The organism is Leisingera sp. (assembly GCF_982940295.1).
This window is the reverse complement of record NZ_CEYXRG010000001.1, coordinates 1-15146: the sequence shown is the minus strand read 5'-3', so window position 1 is coordinate 15146 and position 15146 is coordinate 1. Positions and strand designations below refer to the sequence as shown.

Genomic DNA, 15146 nt, shown 5'->3' with positions numbered 1-15146 from the left:
TTAGTACTCCCAGTCTCCGGTGGTGAAATTGGCGGCGCTCAACGTCACGTCGGTGGTGAATTCCACCAGCACGTTATCGCCATAGTACAGCTTGTTCTGGGCGTTGCTCATGTACAGGCGGTCTTCGCTGGCGTCCTCCCACTCCGACCTGTCGAAGGTCACGTCAGTGTTGCGGGAGATCGTTCCGGCGGCTTCGTCAGCGTCAAAAACAAACACATCATTCTGGGCTGAGAAGTCATCCAGAACCGCGACCGTGGAATAAGCGTCCAGCTCGATGAACAGCTCATCCTTGCCCGACCCGGTAGAGATCGTGTCGGCAGCGTTTTTAAAGCTGCCGGTCAGAATATAGATATCGTCGTTGCCCCCGCCCGCTTTCAGACGTTCTGAGTGCATCCCTTCCAGAACGATCGTGTCGGCGCCGGAACCGGTTCGGATATTCGCGGTCAAACCGTCAGGATAAGCAATGGTGGTTCCATTAATCACCACAGTATCCTTACCCTTGCCAGTGGAGACACTGAGGCCTGCGGTTACATTCCAGAACCCGTTGAATTCGAAGTAGTCACTGCCTGCGCCAGTGTTCACGCGCAGGTCGCTGACATCGTGCTCAGTTGAATACTCGACATGATCATTGCCGGCCAGGGTCTTGATCTTGACGGTTGCATCCCCCGCAGCCGCCCACTGCCGGATGTCCAGAGTGTCGTCCTGGCGGCCGGACCGGATAACGAAATCTCCATCGCCCGTGCTGGTCCCCAGGTCTATGCCGTAATCCCAATGCTCAACGGACCGGACGCTTGTCTCGATGTTGGAGAGGTCCAGAGTAAACCCGCCGGTGATCTGCGTGTCGATCTCCGAGGACACGGTGTCGTAGCCGGCGCCGCCGTTGAAGCTGAGCTGACTGTAGTCGCTCAGCGTGCTGCCGTTCATGAAATCGAAATTGAGCGTACCGAGCGTGTCGGCTCCGCCCCCGCCGAAGAACCGGTCTGACAAGTCGGGGTACAGCACGCCGTTCACGTCGTGATGGTAAATCGAAAACGTGTCGTCGCCGTCCCGGCCGTACAAGCTCTCGCGAATTGTTTGGGTGGCTTCCAGGTCGTTGTCGAACCTGGTTCCCAGAATGTATTTACGCATTAATTCCTGCCGTGCTTTCCGATTATTGACTGCCCGCAATTGTCTGGTGCCGCCCGAATCCGCCGCACTGCACCAGAGAACTTAACACGCATAGGAGTAAGGCCGCCGTTTGGTTCCCGCAATATCAAAGGAACTTCCCTGCGCCCCAAAGCCGCCAGCCTCCTTCAGGACAGGACCGGCCTAGTGGATCGGGAACTCGCCAACGACATTGCGCCATTGTCCCGGCCCGATCATCTTGCGGTGGGTAAAGCGCACCGAGTGCAAGGGCCCCTCGATCTCCCGGTGCCAGAATTCGATGAACTCAAACAGCCGCGGGTGATCCGGCGCAAGATCGTATTCCTGCCAGACAAACGTATTCAGAACATGGATGTAATCGGGCATCCGGTAGGTGAATTCCGCCGTGGTCAGCCCGTATCCTTTCAGCATCAGCTCGGTTTCGCTGGTCTCCATCTCTAGCCTCCAATTCTTACCCCCTCCTGTTGATGCTAGGGTGCAATTGGTTAATTTCCTCAAAAACAGTGCGTTACCACCGCGTGAACGGCTGGAATCCGGCAATTCCGGGCTGTGTGCTTGCGCCCCATATACGGTCTCTGATAGGGTGCGAACACAATATATAGAGCCAGAAGAAAGAGCGGGCAGCCAACGTGAGCGATACGCCGGAAACTCCTGAAAACATGGACGAAAACCTGCCGGAACGCCCGGCCTATGACGGGCCGACCGTTTCCATCGAAGCCGAGATGCGCAACTCGTATCTCGACTATGCGATGTCGGTCATCGTCAGCCGTGCAATTCCCGACCTGCGGGACGGCCTGAAACCGGTGCACCGCCGCATTCTCTATGCGATGCACGAATCCGGCAACACCCACGACAAGGCCTACCGCAAGTCGGCGCGCCCTGTCGGCGACGTGATGGGTAAATACCACCCGCACGGCGACAGCGCGATCTATGACGCGCTGGTGCGGATGGCGCAGGACTTCTCGATGTCGCTGCCGCTTCTGGACGGCCAGGGCAACTTCGGCTCGATGGACGGCGACAACCCGGCGGCCATGCGTTACACCGAGGTCCGCATGGACAAGCCCGCCGCGGCAATCCTGGCGGATATCGAAAAAGAAACCGTCGATTTCCAGGACAACTACGATGGCAAGGACCGCGAGCCGACCGTGCTCCCGGCCCGCTTCCCGAACATGCTGGTCAACGGCGCCGGCGGCATCGCGGTCGGCATGGCCACCAACATTCCGCCGCACAACCTGGGCGAAGTGGTCGACGCAACGCTTGCGCTGATCGACGACCCGGATCTGACCAGCGAGCAGCTGATCGAGTATATCCCCGGCCCCGACTTCCCGACCGGCGGTGTGATGCTGGGCCGCTCCGGTGCCCGCAAGGCCTATCTTGAGGGCCGCGGCAGCGTGATCATCCGCTCGAAAACCCGCGTCGAGGAGATCCGCAAGGACCGCTACGCCATTGTCGTGGACGAGATCCCCTATCAGGTGAACAAGGCCGCGATGATCGAGAAGATTGCCGAGCAGGTCCGCGAAAAGCGGATCGAGGGCGTGGCGCATGTGCAGGACGAATCCGACCGCAATGGCGTGCGTGTGGTGGTCGAGCTGAAGCGGGACGCAACGCCCGAGGTGGTGCTGAACCAGCTGTTCCGCTTCACCCCGATGCAGACCTCCTTCGGCTGCAACATGCTGGCGCTGAACGGCGGCCGGCCGGAGCAGCTGACGCTGCGCAAGTTCCTGACTTCCTTCATTGATTTCCGGGAGGACGTTGTCGCCCGCCGCACCGCGCACCTGTTGCGCAAAGCGCGTGAGCGCAGCCACATCCTGTGCGGTTTGGCTGTTGCGGTCTCCAACGTTGATGAAATCGTGGCAACGATCCGCTCTTCGGCAGATGCGGCTGAAGCGCGTGAAAAGCTGATGACCCGGCGCTGGCCGGCCGCCGACATCGCGGACTACATCCGCCTGATCGACGACCCGACCCACAAGATGAACGACGACGGGACCTATAACCTGTCCGAAACCCAGGCCCGCGCCATCCTGGAACTGCGCCTGCAGCGCCTGACCCAGATCGGCGTGAAAGAGGTTACCGACGAGCTGGAAGAACTGGCGGCCAAGATCAAGGAATACCTTGAGATTCTGTCCTCGCGGGAGCGCATCATGGGCATCATCGGCGATGAGCTGCGCGAAGTGCGCGACAACTTCGCCGTGCCGCGCCGCACCGAGATCGTCGACTGGTCCGGCGACATGGAGGACGAGGACCTGATCGAGCGCGAGGACATGGTGGTGACCGTGACCTCCGGCGGCTACATCAAGCGCACCCCGCTGGCCGATTTCCGCGCCCAGAAGCGCGGCGGCAAAGGCGTGTCGGGCATGCAGACCAAGGAAGAGGATGTGATCACCACCCTCTTTGTGGCAAACACCCATACCCAGCTGTTGTTCTTCACCACAGACGGCATGGTCTACAAGCTCAAGACCTGGCGCCTGCCGCAAGGCGGCCGCACCTCCAAGGGCAAAGCGATTGTGAACATCCTGCCGATCCCCACAGGCGTGTCCATCGCCGCCATCATGCCGGTCGATGTGCCGGATGAGGAATGGGAAAACCTGCAGGTGGTCTTTGCGACCTCCGGCGGCGACGTGCGCCGCAACCGGCTGTCGGATTTCACAAACGTCCGCCGCAACGGCAAGATCGCGATGAAGCTGCCGGAAGACGGCTCCGTCAAACTGGTGAACGTGCGCATCTGCTCGGAAGACGACGATGTGATGCTGTTCACCAATTCCGGCCGCGCCATCCGCTTCCGCTCCACCGACGTGCGGGTGTTCAACTCGCGCGAATCCACCGGTGTCCGCGGCATCAAGCTGACCGGCGAGGACAGCGTTGTCTCGATGTCCGTCATCCGCCACTCCAAGTACACACCGGAGCAGCGAACGGCCTACCTCAAGATGCGCCGGGCAATGGCCGGCCTGACCGACGACGCTGACGCTTCGGATGAGGATGCACCCGAGGATCCGAACTTCTCCACCGAGCTCTATGCAGAGATGTCGGCAGCGGAGAACCTGATCCTGACGATTACCGCGGGCGGCTCGGGCAAGCTGTCGTCCTCGCACGATTACCCGGTGCGCGGCCGCGGCGGCATGGGTGTCACCGCGATGGACAAGGCGATGCGCGGCGGTGAGATCGTGGCTTCCTTCCCGGTTGAGATGGACGACCAGATCATGCTGGCCACCTCCAAGGGTCAGTCGATCCGGGTGCCCGTCGATGGCATCTCCTTCCGCTCGCGCTCGGCCGGCGGCGTGCGGGTGTTCAACACCGGCAAGGGTGAGGAAGTGGTATCCGTCGCCTGGATCGCCGAAAACGGAGAGGAAGAGGACGGCGGCGAAGAATAAGCCCATCCCATTGGAAACGCTGAACGCCGTCCCGTTGCCGGGGCGGCGTTCGCTTTGTTAACGGCCCCCTAACGGGTTTCGGGCATTCTTGCGGTCAAGTTCCGTTTTCTCAGCAAGGGGATGCCCCATGAACTTGTATCACTGCTCCATCGACCTGCATCACGAAGCCAAGGCCCTGAGCTTTGCCAGCGCGGTTGAGCAATGGATAAGCTATCTGCAGGAACGCGGTGTGGTGCTGGGCTGGCGTCTGCTGCGGCGCAAGCTGAATTTGGCCAGCGACAATTGCCGGGACTTTCTTCTCGAAATCGAATTTCGTGACATGACCCAGCTCGACCAAGCCTTCCGCGTTCTGGGTGAACATGACGAGGAAGTGGAAAAGCTGTATTCAAATGTCACCGCCCTGATCGCCAGGGCGGAAATCGGCCTCTACCGGCCCTTCCCCGATCCGGAGCGGGCCGAACGGATGGCGTTGATCTGAGAACGGCCTCAGATCAGGGTTGGTGCCAGCACGAAGCTGGCAAAGATCAAGTAGGCTACGGCTGTATGCATCATTTTACTCTCTTCCACACGTCCCCACGTGCGCTAGAGAATACCGGATGAATACGGCATTTCCGGGGCAGCTGAATTCCCGCCGCCCCGTCACCTCAATCCCGCCGTGCGCGGAAGAGACTCACAGATCGTAAAGCAGACCGAATTTCTCTTCCAGATAGACCAAAAGCGGCTCTTGTCCGGGCTCCATGCCAGCCGCATGGATAATGGTCTCACGCGGGCTGCGCAAACCGCCATGCTGCTGCAGGTTTTGCTTCAGCCAGGCCGTAGCGCCTGAGGTATCACCCTCAGCCAGCTGTGCATCGAGACCGGGCAGATCCCGCCGCAGCGCCTGGTACAGGCAGCCGGCATAGACATTGCCCAGGCTGTAGGTCGGGAAATAACCGAACAGCCCGACCGACCAATGCACATCCTGCAGGCAGCCGTTGGACGGCTTGTCCACCGCATACCCGAAATCCGCCTCGAACCGGTCGTTCCAGGCCGCTTCCAGATCCGTCACCGCCAGATCGCCGCTCATAAGCGCGCGCTCCAGGCCAAACCTCAGCATGATATGGAGGTTGTATTGCAGCTCATCCGCTTCTGTCCGGATATAGCCTTTATGCACTGCGTTGACGGCGGCATAAAAGGCGTCCGCATCGGCAATCCCGAAATCGCCAAAGGCGGCTTTCATCTCCTCGAACAGCCAGCCGGTAAAGGCGCGGCTGCGGCCGATCTGGTTTTCATAGATCCGGCTTTGGCTTTCATGCACCCCCATCGACACACCGCTGCCCAGCGGGGTCAGCAGGTAATCACGGTTGATGTTCTGCTCATAGGCGCCGTGGCCGACCTCGTGGATGGTCGAGTAGAAGCAGTTGAACGGATCTGTCTCGCTGGTCCGGGTGGTGATCCGAACATCCAGGCCGGAGCCGGAGCTGAACGGATGCACCGCCTTGTCGACCCGTCCGTGCCCCATGTCATAGCCGAACACCTTGGCAATCTTTCGGGTGAGCTTCATCTGCGCGGCTTCGTCGAAGGTGCCTTGCAGGCCCCTTGGCGCGGGCTTGTCCAGAACCTTGGCGCGCAGCTCCACCAGCCGCGGGCGCATGGCGTCAAAGATCTCCGCGATCCCGGCGCCGGTCATGCCGTGCTCGTAATCCTCGACCATGGCGTCATAGACGTCGCCGCCCGCTGCCAGCGCCTGGCCCTCCTCGCGCTTCAGGGCGACAACTTCCTCCAGTACCGGCAAAAAGGCCGCGACATCCTCATCCGCCCGCGCCGCGGCCCATTTGCCCTGCGCCTCCGACGTGACCTGGGCGATCTTCTTGGCCAGATCGGCGGGCACCTTGACGGTGCGTTCATAGCTGCGGCGGATCTCGCGCAGCTGGGCGGCACCGGCCTCATCCGGCGCTTCGGCCTGCTCCAGCCACTCCGCCACCCGCGGGTCGGACCGGCGGGCATGCAGCACCGCTTCGATCGCGGCCATTTCCTCGCCCCGCTGCGGCGCCGCTCCGCGCGGCATCATGGTTTCCTGATCCCAGCCCAGACGGCCCGCGATCTGCCCCAGCGCCTGGGTTTCGCGCTGGAAGGCCATCAGTTCGTCAAATGCGCTCATGCGTCAGTGATCCTTGATTGAGGTTGCAATGGGATAGGCAGACAGGAACCGGGCGCGCAGGATCAGCACCCAGACGCCGATTGCCACCAGCTGATGGGTGATCGCGGCGTGCAGCGGCGCGGCATAAACCACGGTAATGATCCCCAGCAGCACCTGCACCGACAGCGCCGCAAAAACAGCGTTGAAGGCAAAACGGGTGCGCGCATGGGCAGAGCCGCGCCCGCGCAGCCAGGCCACCACGGCAAAGGCAAACAACAGATAGCCCGCCACCCGGTGGATGAACTGAACCAGCCCGGGGTTTTCAAAGAAGTTCTTCCAGACCGGCTCAATCATGAAGGGGTTCGGCGGGATCACCTGCCCGCCCATCAGCGGCCAGTCGGTATAGGACCGGCCCGCGTCGATGCCCGCAACCAGCGCGCCAAGCAGGATCTGCAGGAAGGCGAAATGCATCAGGCCGGTGGAGAGGCTGAACAGCTTTGCCTCCTTGGCGCGGCGCGCCTGCATCAGCTCGCGCTCCTCGCGGCCGAGCATCAGCACGTACCAGGCGATGAAGCCGAGGATTACGAACGCGAGCCCCAGATGCACCGCCAGCCGGTAGGAGGCAACGGCGGTCATCCCCTCGCCCTGGGTGACGCCAGAGGCAACCATCCACCAGCCGATAGCACCCTGCACGCCGCCAAGGATACCGGGCAGCAACAGCCGGCCAGTCCAGCCCGCCGGGATCTTGCGCGCGGCCAGGAAGCCGAGGAAGCCAACAGCCCAAACCACGCCAATGAACCGGCCCAGCTGGCGGTGGCCCCATTCCCACCAATAGATCTCTTTGAAATCAGACAGTTCCATCCATTGGTTCTGGATGCGCCACTGATCGATTTCCTTGTATTTGTCGAACTCCGACTGCCATTCCGCCTCGGACATCGGCGGGATGGCCCCGGTCACGGGGCGCCATTCGGTGATCGACAGACCGCTGTCAGTCAGGCGCGTCAGCCCGCCCACCACGATCATCGCAACCACCAGGCCAAACAGAACCATCAGCCAGGCGCGGATCGCCTTGCGGGCGCCGCCACGGCCGCGGTCGATCAGCCCCGGCTGCGCCGCGGGCGCGTCTTTCTTCTCGCCCTCGACCTCTTCGAAAATGCTGCGCTTGCTCATGCTTGCCTCTTTGTCTGTGCTGCCAAGCTAGGGGCGGTTTCGGAATTGGTCCAGAGCGGCTTATTCGCCGCCCCGCTCTTTCCAGCGGACCATCTGCCGCATGATCCCGTGCAGCATCTGCACGTCGGAGCGGGTCATCCGCATCCGGGACCACAGGTTGCGCAGGTTGGTCTTCATGCCCTCGGCCTTTTCCGGCGGATAGAAGAAGCCCGCGTCGTCCAGCCGCTCCTCGTAGTGCTCCACCAGCTTCTCGACCTCAACGCCGGTCGCCCAGTCGCCCTTGCGGCCCAGATCGGTGGTCTCATGCACCACATCGCCAGACTGGCGCATCCATTCATAGCCAGTGAGCAGCACGCATTGGCCCAGGTTCAGCGAGGCGTAAAGCGGGTTCACCGGCACAGAGATAATGGCGTTGGCCTTGGCGATATCCTCGTTCTCCAGACCGGCACGCTCAGGGCCGAACATCACCGCGACCTTCTCGCCCGCTGCGATCTTGTCTGCCGCAATCTGCATGGCGCGTTCCGGGCTGTAGATCGGCTTGGTCAGGCCGCGCTGGCGGGCGGTGGTGGCGAACACATAGGTGCAGTCGCCCAGCGCCTCCGGCACGTCCGCACACAGCTGCGCCTCGTCCAGCAGGCGGCCCGCGCCGGAGGACATTGCCACCGCCTTGGGGTTCGGCCAGCCGTCGCGCGGCGCCACGATGCGCATCCGGTCGAGCCCGAAATTCCACATCGCCCGCGCGGCGGCACCGATATTCTCGCCCATCTGCGGGCGGACAAGGACAAAGGCGGGCTGAGGGGTGTCGGTCGGCATGGCTGCAGGCATCCGTCTGTTGCGCGTTAAATCGGTAGTGCTGTAATCCCCGTGCGCGCCGGGGGCAAGGTCCGGCACCCGCGCAGGCCGTTTTTCCTGGCCCGTACCAGAGCGCAAATCCTTGCGTCCCGCAGCAAATACGGTAAACACCGTCCAATCGCCTGAACAATGGAGCACCATCATGGGAAGCCCTGCTAACGCACCGGAGCAGCCGCAGATCTACCTGATCTCCCCGCCGAGTTTCGAGCTGGGCAAATTCCCCGGTCTGCTGGCGCGGGTCCTGGATGAGGTCGACGTGGCCTGCGTGCGCCTGGATCTGGCCAGCCGCGATCAGGACACGCTGAGCCGCGCGGGCGACGCGCTGCGCGAAGTCACCATGGAGCGCGATGTGGCTCTGGTGATCTCGGACCATCAGATCCTGGCGGAACGGCTGGGCCTGGACGGCGTGCATCTGACGGACGCCTCCAAGTCCGTGCGCACGGCGCGCAAGGCACTGGGGCCGGATGCAATCGTCGGCTGCTTCTGCGGCGCGTCGCAGCACGACGGCATGGTGGCCGGCGAGGCGGGCGCGGATTACGTGAGCTTTGGCCCCGTAGGAACCTCCGGCCTGGGCGACGGAGCGCGGGCAGAGGCCGATCTGTTCGAATGGTGGTCGAAGATGATTGAAGTTCCGGTCGTTGCCGAAGGCGGGCTGACCGAGGAACTGGTGCGCGGTATCGCACCCAATACAGATTTCTTTGGCATCGGTGATGAGATCTGGCACGCGGAGGACCCGCTTGCAGCGCTCAAAGTTCTAATGCGGGCCATGGGCTGACCTTTAGGCAGCCGCTACAGAAACACCCGCTCCACGAACCAGTAACCGCCAATCATCGCGATGGTGACTGAGGCCGGGATCGCCACCCGGCCGCGGTATTTCGGGTGCCGCCCGAACCACAGGCGCACGCCCAGGTAGGCTGCGGCGATTACTGCCAGCTGGCCCAGCTCCACCCCCACGTTGAAGCCGATCAGCGCAGGCAGAAACTGGTTTTGCGGCAGTCCGAATGCCCCCAGCACGGAGGCAAAGCCCAACCCGTGCAAAAGCCCGAAGCCGAAGATCACGAATGTGCGCCAGCTGTGCAGCTTGCGGGCAAAGATGTTCTCGACCGCGACAAAGACAATTGACAGGGCAATCAGCGGCTCGACGATAGCGGCGCTGACGGAAACCATGCCCAGCGCGCCCAGCGCCAGGGTGATAGTATGGGCGACGGTGAACACGCTCACTTGCAGCAGCAGCGGTTTCACCCGCGGGCTGAGGAAGAACAGGCCCAGCACAAACAGGATATGATCCAGCCCCTTGGGCAGGATGTGAGTAAAGCCGACGGGGATATATTCCATGAAAGCCTCGACCGGCGTCTTGGCCGCACCTCCGCTCAGCGGGATCGGCGGCGAGGTCTCTCCCCCCTGCAGATATCCGGTATAGGGCTCCGCTACCCCGTTCTGCCGCAGCACCACTCCGCCCGAACCCGCGGGCCAGGCAATGCGCAGGCTGCGGGCCCCGGATGGGACCTCACCATGAAACACAAGAAAAGAAGCGCGCGGCAGGCTGGCGTCACCGACCTCCGGAATGGTGATCCGGGACAGGCTGAGGCCGATCCGGTCTGGCGCTTGAACGGAAAAGGTCTCAAGCCATTCCTCGGCAAAGAGCTGCACCATTGGTTCCAGCTCCTCCGCGCCCAGCGCGCGTAACTCGTCATAATCGGCGGCCTGTGCCGTCTGGTTGGTATCCTCAAGCCCGTCCAGATTTATCCCGGCAACAAATGCCTCGACGTTCAGCCTAAGCTCCAAGGAAATCCGGCCGTCCTCCACCCGGAAATCGGCTATCGCCGGAGTGACCTCATGGGCGCGGACACTTGCGGCGGCTATTGCAACCCAGCAGAACAGCAGCGCAAATATGATCCGCGGCCTCTTTAAGCCGCGACCGACAGCCAAGGACATTTCCATGCAATACCGCCTGTTCTGCTCAATTATCTGTGCCGGACTAGCCTATGGGGCCGCACCGGTATTATCCCACGAGTTTTGGATTGAGCCGGAGAAATATCAAGTGGAATCCGGCGAACCTTTGGTGGCGCGGCTGCTCAACGGTCAGGAGTTCAAGGGCGCTGAGCAACCCTATCTTGATCACCGGATCGCCCGGTTCGAGGTGATGCAGGGCACAGACACCCATCCCTACCATGGCCGGATGGGGGATATGCCGGCCTTTACACAGGACATGCCGCAAGACGGCCTCGCCGTGCTCATCCATCAGACGCAGCCGCAAACCCTGACATATGACACCTGGGAAGAGTTTCAGGCCTTCATCGACCACAAAGCGTTTGGCGATATCCGCACGCAGCATCTGGAGCGCGGGCTGGCGGAGGCGGGCTTCAGCGAGCAATACACCCGCTACGCAAAATCTCTGGTAGCGGTCCGGACAGGCAGAGGATCAGATGCGGCCACCGGGCTGGAGACAGAAATCGTTGCCCTGGCCAATCCCTATACCGATGATCTGTCCAACGGGCTGCCTGTCCGGGTGCTCTATCAGGGAGAGCCGCGGCCGCAAGCCCAGGTCGAGGTATTTGCCAAGGCCCCGGATGGCAGCGTTTCCATCAGCACCCAGCGGACCGATGCGCAGGGCGAAACCGCTGTCGCTGTGATGCCGGGGCATCAATACCTGCTGGACGCTGTTGTCCTTCGCCCGGCGCCCGGCGGGAAAGATTACGTATGGGAAAGCCTTTGGGCCGCCCTGACCTTTGCGGTGCCGCCCCGGTGAAGCCGCTTGCAGAGGCCTGCCAAAGGCGGCAATAGGTCAATATGACACAAGCCTCTGCCACACAGCCCCCCGCCATTCTGTGCATCGGGTCGGTCCTTTGGGACATCATCGGCCGCTGCACCACGGAAATGCAGCGCGGCTCGGATATGCCCGGCCGCATTACCCGCCTGCCCGGCGGGGTTGCCATGAACATTGCCATGACGCTGTCGCGGTTCGGCGTCCAGCCCGCGCTGCTGACCGCCGTGGGCCGCGACCCCGAAGGCGACGAGCTGATCCATGCCTGCGGCCATTTCGGGCTGATCACCGACCACATCTACCGCTCCGAGGACCTGCCCACCGACCGCTACATGGCGGTGGAGGGCGCCAACGGGCTGATCGCCGCCATTGCCGACGCCCATTCGCTGGAAGCCGCCGGAGACAAGATCCTGCGGCCGCTGTCCGACGGTTCACTGGGCACAGAGGCCGCGCCTTATGAGGGCCAGGTGGCGCTGGACGGAAACCTGACGCTGTCGCTGCTCGATGACATTGTCGCGAGCCCTGCCTTTGCCAAGGCCGACCTGCGCGTCGCGCCTGCCTCACCGGGCAAAGCGGAACGGCTGCGCCCGTTCCTGACCCGCACCCGCGGCACGCTCTATGTGAACCTTGAAGAGTCAGGCATCCTGTGCCAGGCGGAGTTCACCGACAGCGAAACCGCAGCCAAGGCGATGCTGGACCGCGGCGCCGCGCGGGTTCTGGTCACCGATGGCGGCTCCTCTGCCACCGTGGCCGACGCCGAGGGCACCATCACCCTGCACCCGCCCCGCGTGACAGTCGCCCGGGTCACCGGCGCCGGCGATACCTTCATGGCCGCCCATATCGTTGCCGAGGCACGGGGCGAAGACCGCAAAACCGCATTGGCGTCAGCCCTAAAGGCTGCGGCAACCTACGTTTCAGGAGAACCCCCGCTGTGATCGACATTCAGTATTCGTCCGAGGTCCAGGCTGCCAAGTCCGAAGGCCGTGCCATTGTTGCGCTGGAAAGCACCATCATCACCCACGGCATGCCCTATCCGCAGAACGTCGAGGTCGCGGCGCAGGTGGAGCAGGACATCCGCGATGCCGGCGCCGTCCCCGCCACCATGGCGGTGATCGCGGGCGTGCTGCACGTGGGTCTGGAGCCCGATCAGCTGCAAGCGCTGGGCCAGGCGAAAGGCGTCGCCAAGATTTCCCGCGCCGACATGCCCGCGTGCATCGCCACCGGCGGCACAGGTGCGACCACTGTGGCAGCCACCATGATCGCGGCGCGGCTGGCTGGCATCTCCGTCTTTGCCACGGGTGGCATCGGCGGCGTTCACAAAGGCGCTGAAACCACTTTCGACATTTCCGCCGACCTGATGGAGCTGGCACAGACCCCGGTTACCGTTGTGGCCGCAGGCGCCAAGGCGATCCTCGACCTGCCCAAAACCCTGGAAGTGCTGGAAACCCAGGGCGTTCCGGTCATTGCCTACGGGCAGGACAGCTTCCCAGCCTTCTGGTCGGCCCAATCGGAGCTGAAGGCGCCGCTGCGCATGGATGACCCGGCGCAGATCGCCCGCGCCCACGCGACCCGGCAGGCGATGGGCCTGCCCGGCGGCCAGCTGGTTGCCAACCCGATCCCGGCCGACGCCCAGATTTCGGCAGAAGACCTGGCCCCCGTCATCGCGCAGGCCCAGTCCGAGGCCGACGCCCAGGGCATCGCCGGCAAGGACGTGACACCTTTCCTGCTCAGCCGCATCTTCGAACTGACAGAGGGCCGTTCGCTGACCGCGAATATCGCGCTGGTGCGAAACAATGCCCGGCTGGCGGCACAGATTGCACAGGAACTCAACAATATCGCACAGTGAGTTGATTTTTGGGGCGGAAACCATTGCTCCGCCCCAAAACAGTGCCTAGGTTCCACCCGGAATTCCTGGAAAACTTATCTATGACCACGCCATTCGACGAAGAACCTCACCGCCGCAAGGGCCTGTTCGCAAGCCTGCGCGCCTCCTTCTTTACCGGCATCGTCGTGATCGCGCCGGTGGGGCTCACCATTTGGCTGTTGTGGTCGGTGATGGGCTGGATCGACAGCGTGGTGCTGCCGCTGGTTCCGCACACGTTCCGGCCAGAGCAATACATCGGCATCAACCTGCGCGGCGTCGGGCTGATCATCTTCCTGCTGTTCACAATTGTCGTCGGCTGGATCGCCAAGGGCATCCTGGGCCGCTCGCTGATCAGCTTTGCCGAAAGCCTGGTGGACCGGATGCCGGTGGTGCGCACCGTCTATTCCGGCATCAAGCAGATCTCCGAGACCGTCTTTGCCCAATCGGAGCGCAGTTTTGAAAAGGCGTGCCTGGTGCAATACCCGCGTAAGGGCATCTGGGCGATCGGCTTCATCTCGACCACCGCAAAGGGTGAGATCGCCAAGCGGGCGGAAACCAGCGGCGGGCTGGTGAGCGTCTTCCTCCCGACCACGCCGAACCCCACTTCGGGCTTCCTGCTGTTTGTGCCCGAAGAAGACGTGATCGAGCTGGACATGTCGGTGGAGGATTCCGCCAAGCTGGTGATCTCGGCGGGCCTGGTTTATCCGAACCCCAAGGATCCGTCGAAACCGGTGGAGAACGGCAAAAAGACCAAGGCTCTCGAAAAAGAAAACGCCTAGCCGAACATCGCGGGCAAATCGGCTGAAGACCGAACCCCGAGATTTTCCCGGTGCTGAGTCAGGAAACCCTCTGCCGCCTCCCGGCCTGCCTTTTTGAGCCTTGCCAGGATCTGCGGCACCGGGATCAGCTTGGTAGTGACCGACAGCTTCGTCATCAGGGCGTCGTCCGCAATCATGTGCACGCGCACTTGCTTCATCCGCCCCGGCTGAAGCGTGCCATCCGCCAGCAGCCGCTGCACAAAGTGGACCGCCCTCAGTTCCCGCAGAAGCGATGAGTTGAAGCTGATCTCATTCACCCGGTTGCGGATCTGCTGCGGCGTCTTGGGGATTTCCTCACGCTCCAGCGGGTTGATGTTCACGATCACCACATCCCCCGGCAGCGGTTCCTTGAACAGCGGAAACAAGGCCGGATTGCCGGTATAGCCGCCGTCCCAATAGGCCTCCATGCGGCCGGTGTCCGGGTCTTCGATCTCCACGGCCTGGAACATGTCCGGCAGGCAGGCGGAGGCAAGAATTGCATCCGTGCTGATTTCCTGCCCTTCGAAGATACGGATCTTGCCTGTCCGAACGCAGGTCGCGCAAACGAACAGCTCCGGACCGGCGCCTGCGCATACGTCCTCGAACCGGAATTTCTCCACCACCTCTCGCAGCGGGTTTTCGTAAAACGGGCCATAGTGATAAGGGGAGATCACCTGGCTCACCGCCTCCATCGGCGTGAAAGGCATAACGGCTTCCAAGGCCCCGGCCCAGGCCACCGCATCGAACCGCGTCAGCCAATGGGTGAACCTCATATCTCCCACGGCCCCCATGCGCTGCCACAGACCGTCCAGCGCCGCCTTGGCGCCCTGCCGCCCGCCCTGCACCATGCCGGACTTGAAGGCAGCCCCATTAAGCGCACCGGCCGATGTGCCGGTAATTCCGGCCACCTCTATTCCTTCATCCTCCAGCAGACGGTCCAGCACCCCCCAGGTGAACGCCCCATGCGCGCCGCCGCCCTGCAGGGCCAGATTGATCTTAACAGTCATACCCTGATCCGCCTCTTCATCTGGCTGAAAATATCCCGGGGGTGAATTGGCCGCCAGGCCAA

The 15146-nt window shown here is 62.6% G+C and carries 14 protein-coding genes; 7 read left to right on the top strand and 7 right to left on the bottom strand.

All coding sequences use genetic code 11. The features are described 5' to 3' along the window. Nucleotides 1-1128: a hypothetical protein gene (locus AC4HIX_RS00070; protein ID WP_490397376.1), complete on the bottom strand. Its 1128-nt coding sequence runs from the start codon at nucleotides 1126-1128 to the stop codon at nucleotides 1-3. 180 nt (nucleotides 1129-1308) lie between these two features. Further along, nucleotides 1309-1578: an usg protein gene (locus AC4HIX_RS00065; protein ID WP_475052227.1), complete on the bottom strand. Its 270-nt coding sequence runs from the start codon at nucleotides 1576-1578 to the stop codon at nucleotides 1309-1311. Between the two features lie 224 nt (nucleotides 1579-1802). On the opposite strand from AC4HIX_RS00065, the gene gyrA reads away from it, so the two are divergent. Further along, a complete protein-coding gene (gene gyrA, locus AC4HIX_RS00060) occupies nucleotides 1803-4511 on the top strand; it encodes a DNA gyrase subunit A (RefSeq protein ID WP_475053142.1) in 2709 nt (902 codons plus the stop codon). A 127-nt stretch (nucleotides 4512-4638) separates the two neighbouring features. Continuing rightward, nucleotides 4639-4989 (top strand): DUF6614 family protein, encoded by a 351-nt coding sequence (locus AC4HIX_RS00055; protein ID WP_475052229.1) that lies wholly within the window; start codon nucleotides 4639-4641, stop codon nucleotides 4987-4989. A 192-nt stretch (nucleotides 4990-5181) separates the two neighbouring features. On the opposite strand, the gene AC4HIX_RS00050 is transcribed toward AC4HIX_RS00055, so the two are convergent. Genes AC4HIX_RS00050 through AC4HIX_RS00040 form a run of 3 tightly spaced genes read right to left on the bottom strand, consistent with a single transcriptional unit; the run spans nucleotide 5182 to nucleotide 8613 of the window. Further along, entirely contained in the window at nucleotides 5182-6651 is a 1470-nt protein-coding gene (locus AC4HIX_RS00050; RefSeq protein ID WP_490397375.1) for a carboxypeptidase M32, read from the bottom strand. A gap of 3 nt (nucleotides 6652-6654) precedes the next feature. Further along, entirely contained in the window at nucleotides 6655-7800 is a 1146-nt protein-coding gene (gene ctaA, locus AC4HIX_RS00045; RefSeq protein ID WP_490397374.1) for a heme A synthase, read from the bottom strand. A 60-nt stretch (nucleotides 7801-7860) separates the two neighbouring features. Beyond that, the gene (locus AC4HIX_RS00040) at nucleotides 7861-8613 is read right to left on the bottom strand and encodes an RNA methyltransferase (RefSeq protein ID WP_490397373.1); all 753 of its coding nucleotides are present in this window, start codon (nucleotides 8611-8613) and stop codon (nucleotides 7861-7863) included. A gap of 181 nt (nucleotides 8614-8794) precedes the next feature. Between AC4HIX_RS00040 and AC4HIX_RS00035 the strand changes: the two genes are divergently transcribed. After that, the gene (locus AC4HIX_RS00035) at nucleotides 8795-9427 is read left to right on the top strand and encodes a thiamine phosphate synthase (RefSeq protein WP_490397372.1); all 633 of its coding nucleotides are present in this window, start codon (nucleotides 8795-8797) and stop codon (nucleotides 9425-9427) included. A 14-nt stretch (nucleotides 9428-9441) separates the two neighbouring features. Here the strand turns inward: AC4HIX_RS00035 and AC4HIX_RS00030 are convergent, their stop codons facing one another. Beyond that, nucleotides 9442-10593, bottom strand: a complete 1152-nt coding sequence (locus AC4HIX_RS00030; RefSeq protein WP_490397371.1) for a HupE/UreJ family protein — start codon at nucleotides 10591-10593, stop codon at nucleotides 9442-9444. Here AC4HIX_RS00030 and AC4HIX_RS00025 point away from each other — a divergent pair. The 4 genes from AC4HIX_RS00025 (at nucleotide 10544) to AC4HIX_RS00010 (ending at nucleotide 14059) form a co-directional block, all read left to right on the top strand. Continuing rightward, nucleotides 10544-11401: a DUF4198 domain-containing protein gene (locus AC4HIX_RS00025; RefSeq protein WP_490397370.1), complete on the top strand. Its 858-nt coding sequence runs from the start codon at nucleotides 10544-10546 to the stop codon at nucleotides 11399-11401. The two genes, AC4HIX_RS00030 and AC4HIX_RS00025, sit on opposite strands and share 50 nt — an antisense overlap. Nucleotides 11402-11442: 41 nt before the next feature. Beyond that, a complete protein-coding gene (locus tag AC4HIX_RS00020; RefSeq protein WP_475052239.1) occupies nucleotides 11443-12351 on the top strand; it encodes a PfkB family carbohydrate kinase in 909 nt (302 codons plus the stop codon). After that, nucleotides 12348-13262 carry a pseudouridine-5'-phosphate glycosidase gene (locus AC4HIX_RS00015; protein ID WP_490397369.1) on the top strand — a complete coding sequence of 305 codons (915 nt, stop codon included), beginning with the start codon at nucleotides 12348-12350 and terminating at the stop codon, nucleotides 13260-13262. The genes AC4HIX_RS00020 and AC4HIX_RS00015 overlap by 4 nt, the downstream gene beginning before the upstream one ends. Before the next feature lie 80 nt (nucleotides 13263-13342). Further along, nucleotides 13343-14059 carry a DUF502 domain-containing protein gene (locus AC4HIX_RS00010; protein WP_475052243.1) on the top strand — a complete coding sequence of 239 codons (717 nt, stop codon included), beginning with the start codon at nucleotides 13343-13345 and terminating at the stop codon, nucleotides 14057-14059. Here AC4HIX_RS00010 and AC4HIX_RS00005 read toward each other — a convergent pair. Continuing rightward, a complete protein-coding gene (locus tag AC4HIX_RS00005; protein ID WP_490397368.1) occupies nucleotides 14056-15084 on the bottom strand; it encodes a patatin-like phospholipase family protein in 1029 nt (342 codons plus the stop codon). The genes AC4HIX_RS00010 and AC4HIX_RS00005 overlap by 4 nt on opposite strands. Nucleotides 15085-15146 lie beyond the last annotated feature (62 nt).